This is a genomic window from Rhodococcus spelaei (assembly GCF_006704125.1).
Taxonomy (GTDB): Bacteria; Actinomycetota; Actinomycetes; order Mycobacteriales; family Mycobacteriaceae; genus Rhodococcus_G; species Rhodococcus_G spelaei.
The window spans coordinates 130,972-146,305 of sequence record NZ_VIGH01000001.1 but is presented as its reverse complement, the minus strand read 5'-3'; the positions used below and the strand labels follow the sequence as shown (position 1 = coordinate 146,305).

Below are 15,334 nucleotides of genomic sequence, written 5' to 3'. Positions count from 1 at the left end.
ACACGTCAGCCCACACAGCTTGGAGTATCGAAATGGCCTCACCAGACGACATCCGCGCCGCGGTCACCCGCTATCTGGCCGCGGTCGGCGGCGGGACCTCCGCCGACGTCGCCGCCCTGTACGCCGACGACGCCACCCTCGAGGACCCGGTCGGCACCGAGCCGAAGGTCGGGCGCGAGGCGATCGAGAAGTTCTACAGCGCGCTGGACGCCGTGCAGAACACCACCGAGCTGCTCTCGCTGCGGGTCGCGGGCAACAGCGCGGCGTTCCACTTCCGCGTGGTCACCGACACCGGCGAGCAGACCGTCACCATCGAACCCATCGACGTCATGACCTTCGACGACCAGGCCCGCATCACGAGCATGCGCGCGTTCTGGTCGCCCGAGGACATGGTCGTCGCCTGACCCCGAAGGGCAATCGAATGTCTGCTAGCGAACAGTCCTGGGACCACGAGGTCGACTTCGTGGTCGTCGGCAGCGGCTGCGGCGGCCTCACCGGCGCCCTCGCCGCCGCGGATCGGGGAATGGACACCCTGATCGTCGAGAAGGCATCCGTGTACGGCGGCACCACCGCCCTGTCCGGGGGCAACATCTGGATCCCGAACAACCCGACGCTGAAGCGGGAGGGCCTCGAGGACTCGCGCGCCGACGTCCGGCGCTACCTCGATGCGGTGGTCGGTGACCGGGTCCCGACCGAGAACCTCGACGCGTTCATCGACCACGGCCCGGCGACCATGGAGTTCCTGGAGCGGACCAGCAGGCACATGCGCTTCCAGTGGTGCGCCGGCTACTCGGACTACCACCCCGAACAGCCGGGCGGCCGTGCCGCGGGCCGCACCATCGAGCCGCTGCCGTTCGACCTCAAGGAGCTCGGTGAGGACGAGAAGGGGCTGCGCCCCGGGTCGCTCGCCACTCCGGCCGGGCTGTACATCACCTCGAAGGAGTTCGCGAAACTCAACATGGTGATGCGCACCTGGGCCGGCCGCCGGGCCGCGCTCGGCACCGGATGGCGCGCGGTCAAGTCCCTGGTGCTGCGCAGGCACATGGAGACCCTCGGCCAGGCACTGATCGCGCGGCTGCGGCTGGCGGTCAAGGAGGCCGGCATCCCGCTGTGGCTCGACTCCCCGATGACCTCGCTGGTCACCGACGGGGCCGGCGCCGTGACGGGTCTGGTCGTCCGGCGCGGCGGCCCCGAGTTCCGGATCCGGGCCCGCAAGGGGGTGCTGCTGGCCAGCGGCGGTTTCGAGCAGGGCGAGCAGATGCGCAAGCAGTACCTGCGCGAGGGCGGCACCGACAACTACAGCGCGGGTTCGGTCGACAACACCGGCGACGGCATCGTGGCAGGTGAAAAGGTGGGCGCCGCACTGGATCTGATGGACGACGCGTGGTGGATGCCCTCGTTCAAGCGGCCCGACGGCATCATGCACGTGCTGGTGTCGGAACGCTCCATCCCGCGCTCGGTCATCGTCGACCAGTCGGGCAGGCGCTTCACCAACGAGGCGGCGCCGTACGTGACGTTCGTACACGAGCAGATCGCCGGTCGGCACGACCCGATCTGGTTCGTCTTCGACGGAAAAGCCAAGAACCGCTACCAGTTCGGTGGCGTCATGCCCGGCCAGAAGTTTCCGAAGTCGTGGTTCGCGACGGGTCTGATGCATCGCGCGGACACCGTCGAGGAACTGGCCGCGGCGATCGGTGTTCCGGCCGCACAGTTGGCCGCCACGGTGAACCGGTTCAACGGCTTCGCGCGCAGCGGCAAGGACGAGGACTTCGGCCGCGGCGACAGCGCCTACGACAACTACTACGGCGACCCGACCCTGCCCGCTCCGACCTTGGACGTGCTGGACAAGGCGCCGTACTACGCAGTGCGCATGCAGGCCGGCGACCTCGGCACCAAGGGCGGGGTGGTCTACAACGAGCACGGCCAGGTGCTGCGGTCCGACGGCGCGGTGATCGGCGGTCTCTACGCCACCGGCAACACCTCCGCCGCCGTCATGGGCAACGACTACGCCGGCGCGGGCGCCACCATCGGCCCCGCCATGGTGTTCGGCTACATCGGCGCCCGGCACGCGGCCGAGGCCTAGCGGGAAAGAGGCTTTGCCATGCAGGAATTGAGCTGCACCAGCTGCGGGAACCGGGTACTGGTGGAGAGGTACAGCCCCACCCACACCAGCGTCCAGTGGCTCGCCGACGCGGAGTCCGCCTGTCCCGAGTTCGCTCGGCGGGCGGCGCTCGGCGAACACAGCAACTGGATCCCGACCTGCTCGGCGTTGCGTGACTCGATCGAGCAGGCCACACGCGAGGGTGTGCTCGAGACCGACGCGCCCCGCAGCTACCCGGTGCCCGGCCGCCTGCGCTGACCGCCGAACCCCGTGACCCGATGTCACTCGTCCAGTTCGACTGCACGAGTGTGACATCGGGTCACAGTCGTTCTCGGGTCAGCGACCGAGGAACTCCAGGGTGAGGCGCTCGAACTCGTCCTTGCGCTCGATCTGCGCCCAGTGCCCGCAGCGGGAGAAGACGTGCAGTTCCGAGTTCGGCATCTGACGGAACGGGAACAGCCCGCCCTCGTACGGCAGCATCCGGTCGTCGCGGCCCCAGATCAGCAGCGTCTCCTGCCGCACCTGCGCGGCCCGGGTCCACAACTGCGGGCGGTCCGCGAACCGCGGGTCGGAGAAGGTCTGGAAGATGGCGAAGGTGTTCGCGATGGCGCCCGGTTGCAGCGCGTTCGCGAGCCGCTGGTCGATGAGTTCGTCGGAGACCACCGCGGGGTTTCCGACCATGGTGTCCACCCAGGCGACCATGCCCTCGCGGGTGGGGTTCGCGAGGAACTCGAACAGTCGTCGCGAACCCTCGCTCACCGCAGGTGCGAAACTGTTCACCGCGAGTCCGCCGGGACCCATCAGCACCATCCGCCGAACCCGATCCGGGTGTGCCAGTGCGAATTCGGTGCCGACATTGCCGCCCATCGAGTTTCCGACGATATCGACCCGGTCGATCCCGAGCGTGTCGAGGAAGTACCGGATCGCGTCGGCCGCGACGCGCGGGTACACGTCGTTCCACTCCAGGGCCGGACTGCGCCCGAAGCCGGGCATGTCCAGGACGATCGTGCGGTAGTGCTCGGCGAACACCGGAAAGTTCCCGGCGAAGTTGGACCAGCCGCTGACCCCCGGTCCGGATCCGTGCAGCATCAACAGGACCGGACCGGAGCCGGCCTCGTGGTAGTGCAGGGTGTAGTCGCCCTCGAGGGTCTTGCTGGTGAGGTCGAAGTCGAGCGTGGCTGTCATGTTTTCCCTTCCGGTGGTCGGCGTCACAGTCGTATGCCCAACGTAGCGAGCATCCGGGCCGGGTGAACCCGGCCGATTCCGCTGATCGGGAAGGTGTCCGCGCGGGTGGGTGGGTGTGGTCCCCGCGCGCCCCCGGGATCGCCGCGTGGCGGCGGACCTCGGAGTCTGCTACTCGCCCGATTTGCGTCCTTGCCTGGGGCTTTCGTTTCCGAGTGAGCGCAATTCCAGGCCGATCTCCCGCTGGGCGGAACGACGCATGGCGCGACGGTGGGGCGAGCAACTGTGATGTCGATTACACATTCGATTCCGGTATCTGCCGAGTGAATGTGATCACCCAGAAGTCGCCCGGCTCGACAGCGCGCATTCAGACGCCCGAGTTCCGCGCCGCATCCGAAAGGACCACACGATGGTCGCTCACGCTCAACCCGCCGACCTGCCAGGCCCGCCGTCGGCCGCCGCCCAGCGGTGGACGCCCCGGCTGGTCTTCTCCCTCGCATCGATCGTGCTGCTACTCGAGATGCTCGCGGTCAGCTACATGATGATCTCGATGGCACTGCCCGCGATCTCGGCGCACTACCAGACCACCCAGGGCGCCTGGCTGTTGACGTCGTTCCTGCTCCTGGGCGCCGTGACCGCCCCGCTGATCGGCAAGCTCGCCGACATGTACGGCAAACGCAAACTGCTGCTGGCATGCGTCGCCGGTGCGGCTCTGGGATCGTTCGTCTCCGCGATCGCGTCGAGCTACGGGGTGTTGATCGCGGGCCGAGCCCTGTCGGGTCTGCTCGTTCCCTGCCTGTTCCTGAGCTACTCGCTGATCCGGGACGTCTTCCCGCCGAAGACGATCGCGCTGGCGGTCAGCATCGCGACCAGCGGCATGGGCCTGATCGCGATCCCGGCGCCGTTCCTGACCGGCTGGCTGATCGACAACCACGGTTTCCGCAGCATCTTCTGGTTCTTCGTCATCGGCCTCGTGGTGCTCGGCGCGATGATCGTCGTCTCCACCGACGAGTCGACGGTGCGGCTGAGGTCGAGCCTCGACCTGGTCGGGGCGGTGCTGCTCGGTGCCGGCATCGCCGGTGTGCTGGTCGCGGTGAGCTTCGGCCCCACCTGGGGTTGGCGGAGCGGATCTACGCTCTCCTACCTGGTCGGCGGCGCTGCCCTCCTGGTTGCCTGGTCGGTCTCGGCGAAGGTCGTGCGTGAACCCTTGATCGACCTGAAGGTGCTCGGCAAGCGGCCGGTGCTGCTCACCGCCGTCGGCGCCGGTTTCGTCTACGGCTCGAGCGGCCTGTTCACCATCCTGCTCCCGATGCTGGCGATGACGCCCGCCGTCCTCGGGCTCGGCTACGGATTCGGTGTCAGCGCAGAGGGTTTCGCGATCTTCCAGGCGCCGATCGGCGGCATGGTCGTGGTCGGCGGGCTCATCGTCGGCATGCTGGTCGGACGCAACGTGCGACCGCGACCGCTGATGATCATCGGTCTGCTGGGGATGGCGGCGGGCTTCCTGCTGACCGCGTTCGCCCACGACGACAAGGGTCTGCTGATCGCCTTCGCCGGCCTGTTCGGCACCGGCATGGGCATGGCCTACGCATCGATCCCGAACCTGCTGATCGAGGCGGTCCCGCCGCAGCTGCAGGCCAGCACCGCGAGCATCGTGGGTGTGTTCCAGAGCGTGTTCCCGGCGATTCTGCCGGTCATCGCGTTCACCGTGATGAACAACTCCCACATCGCGCCGATCCCCCTGGAGATGACGCAGGGCGTGGTGTTCTACACCGACAAGGGATTCCAGATCGCCTTCCTGATCGGCGCCGTCGCCGCGGTCCTCGGTGCGCTGGTCGCGTTGGCGCTGCCCCGCCGCATCGAGCAGCTCAGCGTGCCGGGCGCGGACCGGACCGTCGAGCCCGCGCTGGCGCCCGCCCTCGACTGACCCCGCGGCACCCTCCTGCTCCTCCCCACCCACGGTGATGGGAACCATCAGTCGGTCTGACTGGCTGTTGGTTCCCATCACCCGTTCGGCGCGGGTGTGGTGCAGAGTCGGCTGTGCCTGCCTCAGTAGAGTGCAGATCGCATGCATGACCAGTCGTGCACCAGGACCGTTGCCTTCGTGCCCGGTGTCGACGTCCCGCACCAGTGAGGCTCTCGTGACAGATTCGATCGCTCGTCAACAGCAGCTCTACGTCCAGGACGGGATGTCCGACGAGGAGATCGCACGGCAGGTGGACCTGTACGAACCGCTCACCGACAGCGTCCGCGAGCTGATCGAGGTCGCGTTGCTGACCGAGGTCGAGGACGAGGCCGATCTGCGCGCCGCGCACGAGCACCTCGACGCGGCCAAGCAGATCCTGCGCAAGCGCGTGAACCCCGGACCGTACGGCGTTCGCTGGGGTGCGTCCGGCCAGAAGCGGGCCTGGGGTAACGCCGCCGCCGGGCTCCGCAACGCGGTCGCACCCCCGCTGGTGCTCCGCCACGATCCGGACGGTCGCGCATGGTGCGACTTCGATCTCGGCGCGCAGTACGAGGGTCCGGCGGGACTGACACACGGCGGGGTGTCCGCGCTCATCCTCGACCAGGTTCTCGGCTCGGCCGCGGAGGCCGGTGGGGCCCCGGGCATGACCGGGACCTTGACCCTTCGTTACCGCAGGCCGACCCCGCTCGGCGCGCTGCACGCCGAGGCGCGGATCGACCGCATCGAGGGTGTCAAGACGGTCGTCGTCGGCCACCTCGCCGGCCCCGACGGTGTGTGTGTCGAGGCCGAGGGGATCTTCATCCTGCCGAAGTGGGCGCGAAACCAGGACCCGTCGACGATCAGTACACCGGCGCCGGACGGGTTCTGAACCGAGGGCGAATTCCTCCCACTGAGCGGTCCGTTTCGCTGCGCTCGATCGGCTGCACGCCTACCGTCGGGCACACTCGACCCGAAGGAAGATCCGTGAACCATCCCGATGTGCTGGCACCGGCCAAGCTCGGCCCGATCACGCTGCGCAACCGCGTCATCAAGTCTGCGACATTCGAGGGCCTGACGCCGAACGCACTGGTCACCGACGACCTGATCGAGTTCCACCGGCGACCGGCCGCGGGCGGGGTCGGAATGTCGACCGTCGCGTACTGCGCGGTCGCGCCCGAGGGCCGCACCGAGTACGGCCAGCTGTGGATGCGACCCGACGTGGTGCCGGGGCTGCGGCGGCTCACCGACGCCATCCACGCGGAGGGCGCTGCGGCGTCCGCTCAGCTCGGCCACGCGGGGCCCGTCGCGAACGCCAAGTCGAACGGCCTTCCCGCGCTGGCGCCGTCGATGTCGTTCAACCCGCTGAGCATGAAGATCACCAAGGCCGCGACGCTCGACGACATCCGGCGCATCACCGCCGCGCACGGGAGCGCCGCGAAGCTCGCCGTGGAGGGAGGCTTCGACGCCGTCGAGATCCACTTCGGGCACAACTACTTCGCCAGCTCCTTCCTGAGCCCGAAGCTCAACCGCCGCAAGGATTCCTACGGAGGCTCGCTGGAGAACCGGGCCCGGATCGTGCTGGAGACGGCGCGCGCGGTCCGCGACGCGGTGGGCGGGAAGGTCGCGATCCTGGCCAAGCTGAACATGGACGACGGGGTGCCCGGCGGCTTCCGGGTGGACGAGGCGATCCAGGTCGCGCAGTGGCTCGAGGCCGACGGCAGCCTCGACGCGCTCGAGCTGACCATGGGCAGCTCGCTGCTCAACCCGATGTACCTGTTCAAGGGCGACGCCCCGATTCGCGAGTTCGCCGCAGTGATGCCGCAGCCGATCAAGCTCGGCGTGCAACTGGTCGGCAAGAAGTTCATCCGCGAGTACCCCTACACCCCGCTGTTCATGCTCGAGCAGGCCCGACAGATCCGGGCGGCCGTGGCGATGCCGCTCGTGCTGCTCGGCGGGGTCACCGACCGGGACGGCATGGACACCGCGATGGCGGAGGGCTTCGAGTTCGTCGCGATGGCCCGGGCACTGCTGCGCGAGCCGGACCTGGTCAACAAGATCGCCGCGGACCCCGGCACCCGGTCGCTGTGCGACCACAACAACCGGTGCATGCCGACGATCTTCACCGGAGCACGTTGCGTACTCGTCGACCCGGACCCGGTGCGGTGAACGAGCCGCGCTAACGCGCGATCGGTCGCAGCACGATCTCGGTTGGGTGCGCGTCCCGCGGCGTCTCGACCGCCTGTCGGACGGCGCGGGCGACAGTCTCGGGGGTGAGGAACCGGTCCGGGTCGTACGCACCACCCTCCGTCGCGACGATGGCCTGCTGCATGTCGGTGGCGATCCGGCCGGGATGGATCGAGGTCACCCGCAGTGCCGGTTCCTCCAACCTCAGTGCGTCACCGAACGCCCGCAGCGCGAACTTGCTCGCGGCGTACGCCCCCCAACCCGGGTTCGCGCGCAGCCCGGCACCCGAATTGATCAGCACCACATGACCGTTCGCGGCCCGCAGCGCGGGCAGCAGCAGCCGGGTCAGCTCCGCGACCGCGATCACGTTGACCTCGAACGCCCGGCGCCAGGTCGGCGCCCCGGTCTCCGCGACGGTGCCCAGGTCGGCCACCCCGGCGTTGTGCACCAGCACGTCCAACCGGTCGATGCCCGCTGAGGCGGCGGCGACCGCCGTGTAGTCGGTGAGGTCGACCGGCCACCCGCGGGACCCGGGTAGGTCGGCCAGAATCGGTTGCAGCGCGGTGGAAGTGCGGGCGCCGAGCAGGAGGTCGTGGCCGGGGGCCAGTTCGCGGGCGATGGCGGCGCCGAGGCCGCGGCTGGCGCCGGTGATCAGTGCAGTCGGTCGCATGGCGTCGACGTTAGCGGAACCGCTACGCGTTCTCCTTGGCGAACGTGCGGGCCCCGATCGTCGCGAGCACCACCGCGAGGATCACGGTGACGGCCGTTCCGACGTACACGTCCGACGAACCGAAGTCGCCGCGAAACAGTGCCCGGGCCGCGTCGACGGTGTGCGAGAGCGGGTTGATTCTCGCGAGGGTCTGCAGCCAGCCCGGGCCCAGCGTCATCGGCAGCAGGATGCCCGAAAGCAGCAGCAGCGGAACCGAAACCATGTTCAGCACCGAGGCCAGCGAGTCCTCCGACCGCGTTGCCAGCGCCAGCGCGTACGAGGCGGACGACATCCCCGCGGCGATGATCGCGACGAGGATCAGCGTGAGCACGAATCCGAGGATGTTGGGACGCAGGTCGAACAGCGCCACCGCGACCAGCACCAGGATGGTGGCCTGCACCATCAGCACCACCATGTCCTTGAGCACCCGCCCGAGCAGCAGTGCGGCCCGGCTGGCGGGGGTCACCCGCTGGCGCTCGATGATCCCGGCGCGCAACTCGTAGACCATCGAGAAGCCGGCGAACATCGACCCGAACAGGCCGATCTGGATGATCAGGCCGGGGGTGAACACCAGCCAGGGGTCGGTGCCCGCGCCGACCGAGCCGCCGACGCCCTCGAGCAGCGGACCGAACAGCACCAGGTACAGGATCGGCTGGCTCAGCCCGATCAGCACCCACAGCGGGTTCCGCAGGTTCGCGCGCAGGTGCGACCAGAAGATCAGGCCGGTCTCGCGTGCCGCCGAGGTGACGGGAAAGGTGTCGGTGAGGGTCATCCCTGGTCTCCATCCCTGAGAGAGCGGCCCGTGACGGTGAGGAACACGTCGTCCAGGCTCGGGCGTTTGACGGTCAGCGATCCGGGCACGATGCCGGCCGACTGCAGTGCATGTAGCAGCGGGACCACCGCTGCGTCACCCTTCTCCACGGTCAGGTGCACCAGGTGACCCTCGGTGAGTTGCGAGCGCAGCTCGAGGGCGCCGTCGGCCACCTCGACCGCGCGGGCGGCCAACTCGGGCGAGATCTCGAGACTGATCACGTCGCCGGAGATGCGGCGCTTGAGCTCGTCCGGGGTCCCCTCGGCGACGATCTCCCCGTGGTCCATCACCAGGATCCGGTCGCACAGGGCGTCGGCCTCGTCGAGGTAGTGGGTGGTCAGCACGATGGTGGTGCCGCGTTCGCGCAGCGACCGGATGTGGTCCCACAGATTCGCCCGGCTCTGCGGGTCGAGGCCGGTGGTCGGCTCGTCGAGGTAGATGAGGTTGGGCTGGTGCACCAGCCCGAGCGCGATGTCGACCCGTCTGCGTTGGCCGCCGGAGAGCTGCTTGCACTTACGTCCGCCGAGGCCGTCCAGGTCGAGCGTGTGCAGCAGGGACTCGGCGTTCGCCACCGCCGATCTCTTGCTCAGCCCGAAGAGCCTGGCCTGCAGGACCAGCTCGTCGATGACCAGTTCCTCGTCGTGCGTGGCACCGCCCTGCGCGACGTAGCCGATCCGGGACCGCACCAGCCGCGGGTCCCGCAGCAGGTCGGCCCCGGAGACGACGGCGTCGCCCGCGGTCGGCTCGATCAGGGTGCTGATCATCCGGAGGGTGGTCGTCTTACCCGCGCCGTTGGGGCCCAGCAGACCCAGGATCTCGCCCTCGCGAACCTCGAAGTCGATGCCCCTGACCGCCTCGACCGGCCCGGTCTTGGTGGTGAAGGTCCGGGCGAGACCCGTGACGCTGATCATGGCGGGGGTGCTCATGTCGGCCACACTAAGCCGCCCCACCGACATTTTCTTCCCGCTGCCGTGTTCCGGCCACGCACTCGTAGCTCGTACGTACGGAGACGAGGCCGTCATCACCCCGCAACAATGGAGCCAAGATTCGGAAACATCCGCAGTCCATGCTCTCCTCAGCCGTTGTGTCACCGACCGGAGGGAGTCGAACCGTGGACGTGGGATCCGACACCACCAGTGTGGAGACGCTGTGCGCCTACTGCGGGGTGGGGTGCGGGGTGGTCCTCGAGGTCACCACGGACCCGGAGACCGGGCGTCGCCGGGCAGCGAAATCGTCGGGCCGGAAGACGCACCCGACGAACTTCGGGCGTCTGTGCACGAAGGGTGCGACGACCGCCGACATGCTCGCGGGCCCCGGGCGCATGGAGACGCCGTACCGACGGCCGGAGCGGGGTGCGCCCATCGAGGCCGCCGACATGGACGCCGTGATCTCCCAGACCGCGTCGCGATTGCGGGCGATCGTCGACGAGCACGGACCCGATGCGGTCGCGCTCTACGTGTCCGGGCAGATGTCCCTCGAAGCGCAGTATCTGTCGAACAAGCTGGCCAAGGGGTTCATCGGGACCAATCAGATCGAGTCGAACTCGCGGTTGTGCATGGCCAGCGCCGGCACGGGATACAAGCAGTCCCTCGGCGCCGACGGCCCGCCCGGCTCGTACCAGGACTTCGACCACGCCGACGTCTTCTTCGTGATCGGCGCCAACATGGCCGACTGCCATCCCATCCTCTTCCTGCGGATGATGGACCGGGTCAAGGCCGGCGCGAAGCTGATCGTCGTCGACCCGAGGCGCAGCGCGACGGCCGACAAGGCGGACCTGTTCATGCAGATCGCACCTGGCACCGACCTCGCGCTCCTCAACGGGCTGCTGCACCTCATCGCCGAGAACGGACACACCGACCTCGAGTTCATCGCCGAGTTCACCGAAGGCTGGGACGCGATGCCCGACTTCCTCTCGGAGTACACACCGCAGCGGGTCAGCGAGGTCACCGGCATTCCCGAGGCCGACATCCGCACCGCTGCGCAGTGGATCGGTGATGCCGGCAATTGGATGAGCTGCTGGACGATGGGGCTGAACCAGAGCACCCACGGGACGTGGAACACCAACGCGATCTGCAACCTGCACCTGGCCACCGGCGCGATCTGCACACCCGGCAGCGGCCCCTTCTCGCTCACCGGGCAACCGAACGCGATGGGCGGCCGGGAGATGGGCTACATGGGCCCCGGACTGCCCGGGCAGCGTGCGGTGACGTCCGCCGCCGACCGTGACTTCGTCGAAGACCGATGGGGCATCCCTCGCGGCACCCTGCGCACCGAGATCGGCGGCGGCACGATCGACATGTTCTCCCGTATGGCGGACGGTGAGATCAAGGCCTGCTGGATCATCTGCACCAATCCCGTTGCCACGGTGGCCAACCGCAAGACCGTCCTCGCCGGACTGGAGAAGGCCGAACTGGTCGTCACCCAGGACGCCTTCCTCGACACCGAGACCAACGACTACGCCGACGTCCTGCTCCCGGCCGCGCTGTGGACTGAGTCGGACGGCGTGATGATCAACTCGGAACGCAACCTCACCCTGTTCCAGCAGGCCCTCGACCCGGTCGGGCAGTCCCTCCCGGACTGGCAGATCATCGCCCGGATCGCCTGCGAGATGGGCTACGCGGACGCCTTCACCTACTCCTCGGCGGAGGAAGTCTTCGAGGAGATCAAACAGTTCTGGAACCCCAGGACCGGGTACGACCTCCGCGGAGTCACCTACGAGCGGCTGCGCGAGACTCCGATCCAGTGGCCGAGCCCGCCGGGTTCCGACACCGACCGCCACCCGATCCGCTACCTCAACGACGGTGTGAGCCAACAGCTTCTGGTCCGCGAGGACGGTGCGACGCCGCGCCTGGCCTTCCCGACCCCCAGCGGACGGGCGTCGTTCTTCGCCCGCCCGCACATGCTGCCCGCCGAGATGCCCGACGACGACTACCCGTTCCTCCTCAACACGGGCCGGCTCGCGCACCAGTGGCACACGATGACGAAGACCGGCAAGGTTGCGAAGCTGAACAAGCTCAACCCGGGCCCGTTCATCGAGATCCATCCGGAGGATGCGCAGCGCCTCGGCATCACCGACAAGGATCGGATCGAGGTGGCGTCCCGTCGCGGACGCGCCGTTCTGCCCGTGGTTGTCACCGACCGCGTCCGGCCCGGGAACTGCTTCGCCCCGTTCCACTGGAACGACGTCTTCGGCGAGTACCTGGCGATCAACGCCGTCACCAACGACGCCGTCGACCCGGATTCGCAGCAGCCCGAATTCAAGGCCTGCGCGGTCACCCTCACGAAGGTGACCCCCGCCGCGGACGAGGCACCCGCCGCGAGCCCCGCAGCCCCGGCGGACACGTCACTCGCCACCACCGGACAGCCCTCGACGCAGGAGATCAGTGTGGCTCGACTCGACACCCTCGCCGGCCTCTTGGGCGTCGCCGACGAACCCGCGGCCGAGCCGGGCACACTGCAGCGCCGCTACCTCGCCGGGCTGATCGCCGCGCTGCGCACCGACGCCGCCGGCGGCGCCGCGGGCGTGCCGGTGTTGCCGGCCGATGCGCCGTTCGATCCCGGCACCCGGGCGTGGGTGGACGGCATCCTGGCCGGATTGTTCTCCCGTACAACGGTTCCCGACGGCGGCCCGGTCGATCTTCCCGGCAGGACCGAACCCCCGGTTCTGGACGCCGAGCCCGCTCCCGAGCGGGCACCGATCGTGGTGCTGTGGGCGTCGCAGACCGGCAACGCAGAGGAGGTCGCCGCCACCTGCGCCACGGCGCTCGCCGAGTCCGGACTGCCGGTGGCGCTGCACGACATGGACGAATTCGCCGCTGCCGATCTCGCGGAAACCCGGGAGTTGTTGGTGATCACGAGCACCTACGGCGACGGCGACGCGCCCGACAACGGGGCCGGCCTGTGGGACGCACTGTCCGGCGACACGGCGCCTCGCCTGCCCGACACCCGCTACGCCGTGCTCGCGTTCGGTGACTCCAGCTACGACGACTTCTGCGGCCACGGACGCACACTCGACACCCGGCTGGCCGAGCTCGGCGCCACCCGCATCCTGGACCGGGTCGACTGCGAACCCGACTACGAGGACACGGCATCCGCGTGGCTCAGCGCGGTGACAGACGCTCTCAAGTCCACACACGCCTTCGTCAGCTCGGGACCCGGCGGCGGTGCCGCCCCCGCGTCGACGACGATCACCCCAACGACGCAGGCGGCGGCGCCGTCGGCGGCGGCCCCGCAGTACAGCAAGAAGACGCCACTGACCACCATCCTGAAGCGCAACGTCACCCTCTCTCTTCCCGGGTCGACGAAAGACGTGCGGCAGTTCGGTTTCCACCTGCCGGCAGGCACCCTCGAGTACGAGGCCGGTGACGCACTCGGGGTGTGGGCCCGCAACAGCCGCCCGTTCGTCGACGAGTGGCTCTCCGCGACCGGACTCGACGGTGACGGGACGGTCGAGCTGGCCGAGCACGGCGCGATGACCCTGCGCTCCGCGCTCGTCGATCGCCTCGAGATCACGCGCATCACCGACGACCTGCTCCGCTTCGCGCACGAGCGCACCGGCGACGACGAGCTCGCCGAATTGATGAAACCCGAGAACAAGTCGCTCCTCGACGACTGGTCGTGGGGACGGCAATCCCTCGACCTTTTCGCCCGTTCCCCCTTCCGCGCGTCCGTCGACGAGTGGCTCGGTGTCCTCAAACCGCTTCAGCCGCGGCTGTATTCGATCTCGTCGAGCCCCAAGGAGAACCCCCGCGAGGTGCAGCTGACGGTCTCCGCCGTTCGGTACAACCTCCACGGCATCCCGCGGCGGGGAGTGTGTTCGACCTACCTCGCCGACCACGCCGAGGATGACGACATCGACATCTTCGTGCAGAAGTCGCGTCACTTCCGGCCCCCAGCCGATTCGGACACGCCGATGATCATGGTCGGGCCGGGCACCGGAATCGCCCCGTTCCGCGCCTTCCTGCACGAGCGACGCGCGTTGGGTCACGACGGACCGAACTGGCTGTTCTTCGGAGAACAGCACGCCGCCACCGACTTCTACTACCGCGACGAGATCGAGGAACTCCGTGCGGACGGATTTCTCACCGAACTCGACCTGGCGTTCTCGCGGGATCAGTCCGAGAAGATCTACGTCCAGGATCGAATGCGTGAACGGGGCGCGCTGCTGTGGGAATGGCTGCAGAACGGGGCGCACTTCTACGTGTGCGGCGATGCGAACCGAATGGCCAAGGACGTTGACCAGGCACTCTGCGGCATCGTCGCCCAGCACGGCAGGCTGGCGCCACGCAGTGCCGAGGCCTACGTCAAGGCACTCGCCGCCGAAAAGCGTTACGTACGCGACGTCTACTGAGGGTCCTTCCTCACTGCGCTCCGGTATCCGATCGTCGGCGCCGTCTGCGTCCGTGGTCCTGCGTGTTCACGATCGCGGCCGCAGTGGCCGCGATCGTCCGGTCACCGTCGTGGGCCAGCAGGCCGAGGGCCGCTCGTGCCGCGGTGCCGGGAATCTCCGCGAGGGCCTGCGTGATCCGCAACCGCGTCGCCGCGTCGGACGTGTTGTCGAGCCTGTCCTGCATGACTGCGACGAGGTCGTCGGCCGAGGGTGACAGCTCGGTCAGACCGCCCAGGACCTCGGCAGCCTCGACATCGCGTCGCCCCTCGACAACCATCTCGAGGAGGGCGGGCATCGAGTCGATGTCTCCGCGCGAGCCGAGAGCGAGCGCCGCACGTCCGCGGACCGTGGCGTCCGAATCGTCGAGTGCTCGTCTCAGGTGGACCGCCGCCTCGGCGGTGTGCACTGCCGCCAACGCGGCGGTGGCGCGACGTCGGACGTCCACCGTCTCCGAGTCGAGACCGTGCGCCAGCGCTGTCACCCCCGGATCGGCGGCCCTCGCCAACGACCAGTGCAGCGCTCCCGCCACATTGGGGTCGTCCTCCGACAACACCGCCTCGACGAGCACTTCGACGGGCAGCGACACCGTCCCGTCCTGAGCCAGGATCGCCTGTTGACGGCGGGCCGCCGAGTTCGATTCGAGCGCTCGCAACAGCGTGACGATCCGCAGGACATCGTCCCATTCCGCCGGTGACGCGGCGTCGACGTGTTCGAGCTTCGTGAGCAGTTCCGCCTCGGCAGCGATGCGCCGGCGCGTGTGTCGTATGAGGTCTCCCACCAGATCGGCCGGGGCGAAATCGGGTTCGTCCAGTGCACGCATGGCCTCGTTCAGCGACAGCCCGAGAGTCCTCAGGCTCTCCACGTGGAAGAGCCGGCGGATGTCGTCGGCGGAGTACTCGCGGTACCCGCCCGTCGTGCGCCCGGTGGGCTTCACCAGTCCCAACGAGTCGTAGTGACGCAACATCCGCGTGCTGACGCCGGTCCGCCGTGAGACCTCACCGATCAACATCCCG

12 protein-coding genes are annotated in these 15,334 nt (G+C 68.7%); 7 read left to right on the top strand and 5 right to left on the bottom strand.

What is annotated here, in order from left to right; all coding sequences use genetic code 11:
- Nucleotides 1–32: 32 nt before the first annotated feature.
- The 3 genes from FK531_RS00625 to FK531_RS00615 are packed head-to-tail and all read left to right on the top strand — an operon-like array spanning nucleotide 33 to nucleotide 2,359.
- Complete coding sequence (locus tag FK531_RS00625; protein ID WP_142094731.1) at nucleotides 33–404, top strand: nuclear transport factor 2 family protein; 372 nt, start codon at nucleotides 33–35, stop codon at nucleotides 402–404.
- A 17-nt stretch (nucleotides 405–421) separates the two neighbouring features.
- Nucleotides 422–2,083, top strand: a complete 1,662-nt coding sequence (locus FK531_RS00620; RefSeq protein ID WP_142094730.1) for an FAD-binding protein — start codon at nucleotides 422–424, stop codon at nucleotides 2,081–2,083.
- 18 nt (nucleotides 2,084–2,101) lie between these two features.
- Complete coding sequence (locus FK531_RS00615) at nucleotides 2,102–2,359, top strand: hypothetical protein (protein WP_142094729.1); 258 nt, start codon at nucleotides 2,102–2,104, stop codon at nucleotides 2,357–2,359.
- A 78-nt stretch (nucleotides 2,360–2,437) separates the two neighbouring features.
- Here FK531_RS00615 and FK531_RS00610 read toward each other — a convergent pair whose 3' ends face one another.
- A complete protein-coding gene (locus tag FK531_RS00610) occupies nucleotides 2,438–3,286 on the bottom strand; it encodes an alpha/beta fold hydrolase (RefSeq protein WP_142094728.1) in 849 nt (282 codons plus the stop codon).
- 406 nt (nucleotides 3,287–3,692) lie between these two features.
- Here FK531_RS00610 and FK531_RS00605 point away from each other — a divergent pair, with 406 nt between their 5' ends.
- From FK531_RS00605 to FK531_RS00595, 3 genes are all read left to right on the top strand, one after another.
- Nucleotides 3,693–5,210 (top strand): MFS transporter, encoded by a 1,518-nt coding sequence (locus tag FK531_RS00605; RefSeq protein WP_142094727.1) that lies wholly within the window; start codon nucleotides 3,693–3,695, stop codon nucleotides 5,208–5,210.
- Between the two features lie 214 nt (nucleotides 5,211–5,424).
- A complete protein-coding gene (locus FK531_RS00600; RefSeq protein ID WP_142094726.1) occupies nucleotides 5,425–6,117 on the top strand; it encodes a PaaI family thioesterase in 693 nt (230 codons plus the stop codon).
- A gap of 95 nt (nucleotides 6,118–6,212) precedes the next feature.
- Nucleotides 6,213–7,394 carry an NADH:flavin oxidoreductase gene (locus FK531_RS00595; RefSeq protein WP_142094725.1) on the top strand — a complete coding sequence of 394 codons (1,182 nt, stop codon included), beginning with the start codon at nucleotides 6,213–6,215 and terminating at the stop codon, nucleotides 7,392–7,394.
- Between the two features lie 10 nt (nucleotides 7,395–7,404).
- On the opposite strand, the gene FK531_RS00590 is transcribed toward FK531_RS00595, so the two are convergent.
- The 3 genes from FK531_RS00590 to FK531_RS00580 are packed head-to-tail and all read right to left on the bottom strand — an operon-like array spanning nucleotide 7,405 to nucleotide 9,858.
- Nucleotides 7,405–8,082, bottom strand: coding sequence for an SDR family oxidoreductase (locus FK531_RS00590; protein ID WP_142094724.1), 678 nt, complete (start codon nucleotides 8,080–8,082; stop codon nucleotides 7,405–7,407).
- 22 nt (nucleotides 8,083–8,104) lie between these two features.
- Entirely contained in the window at nucleotides 8,105–8,893 is a 789-nt protein-coding gene (locus FK531_RS00585) for an ABC transporter permease (protein WP_142094723.1), read from the bottom strand.
- On the bottom strand, nucleotides 8,890–9,858 hold the full coding sequence (locus tag FK531_RS00580; protein ID WP_246097741.1) for an ATP-binding cassette domain-containing protein: 969 nt from the start codon (nucleotides 9,856–9,858) through the stop codon (nucleotides 8,890–8,892). The genes FK531_RS00585 and FK531_RS00580 overlap by 4 nt, the downstream gene beginning before the upstream one ends.
- 140 nt (nucleotides 9,859–9,998) lie before the next feature.
- Between FK531_RS00580 and FK531_RS00575 the strand changes: the two genes are divergently transcribed.
- Nucleotides 9,999–14,282 (top strand): bifunctional nitrate reductase/sulfite reductase flavoprotein subunit alpha, encoded by a 4,284-nt coding sequence (locus FK531_RS00575; protein WP_142094722.1) that lies wholly within the window; start codon nucleotides 9,999–10,001, stop codon nucleotides 14,280–14,282.
- 10 nt (nucleotides 14,283–14,292) lie between these two features.
- On the opposite strand, the gene FK531_RS00570 is transcribed toward FK531_RS00575, so the two are convergent.
- Complete coding sequence (locus FK531_RS00570; RefSeq protein ID WP_142094721.1) at nucleotides 14,293–15,330, bottom strand: MerR family transcriptional regulator; 1,038 nt, start codon at nucleotides 15,328–15,330, stop codon at nucleotides 14,293–14,295.
- Nucleotides 15,331–15,334 lie beyond the last annotated feature (4 nt).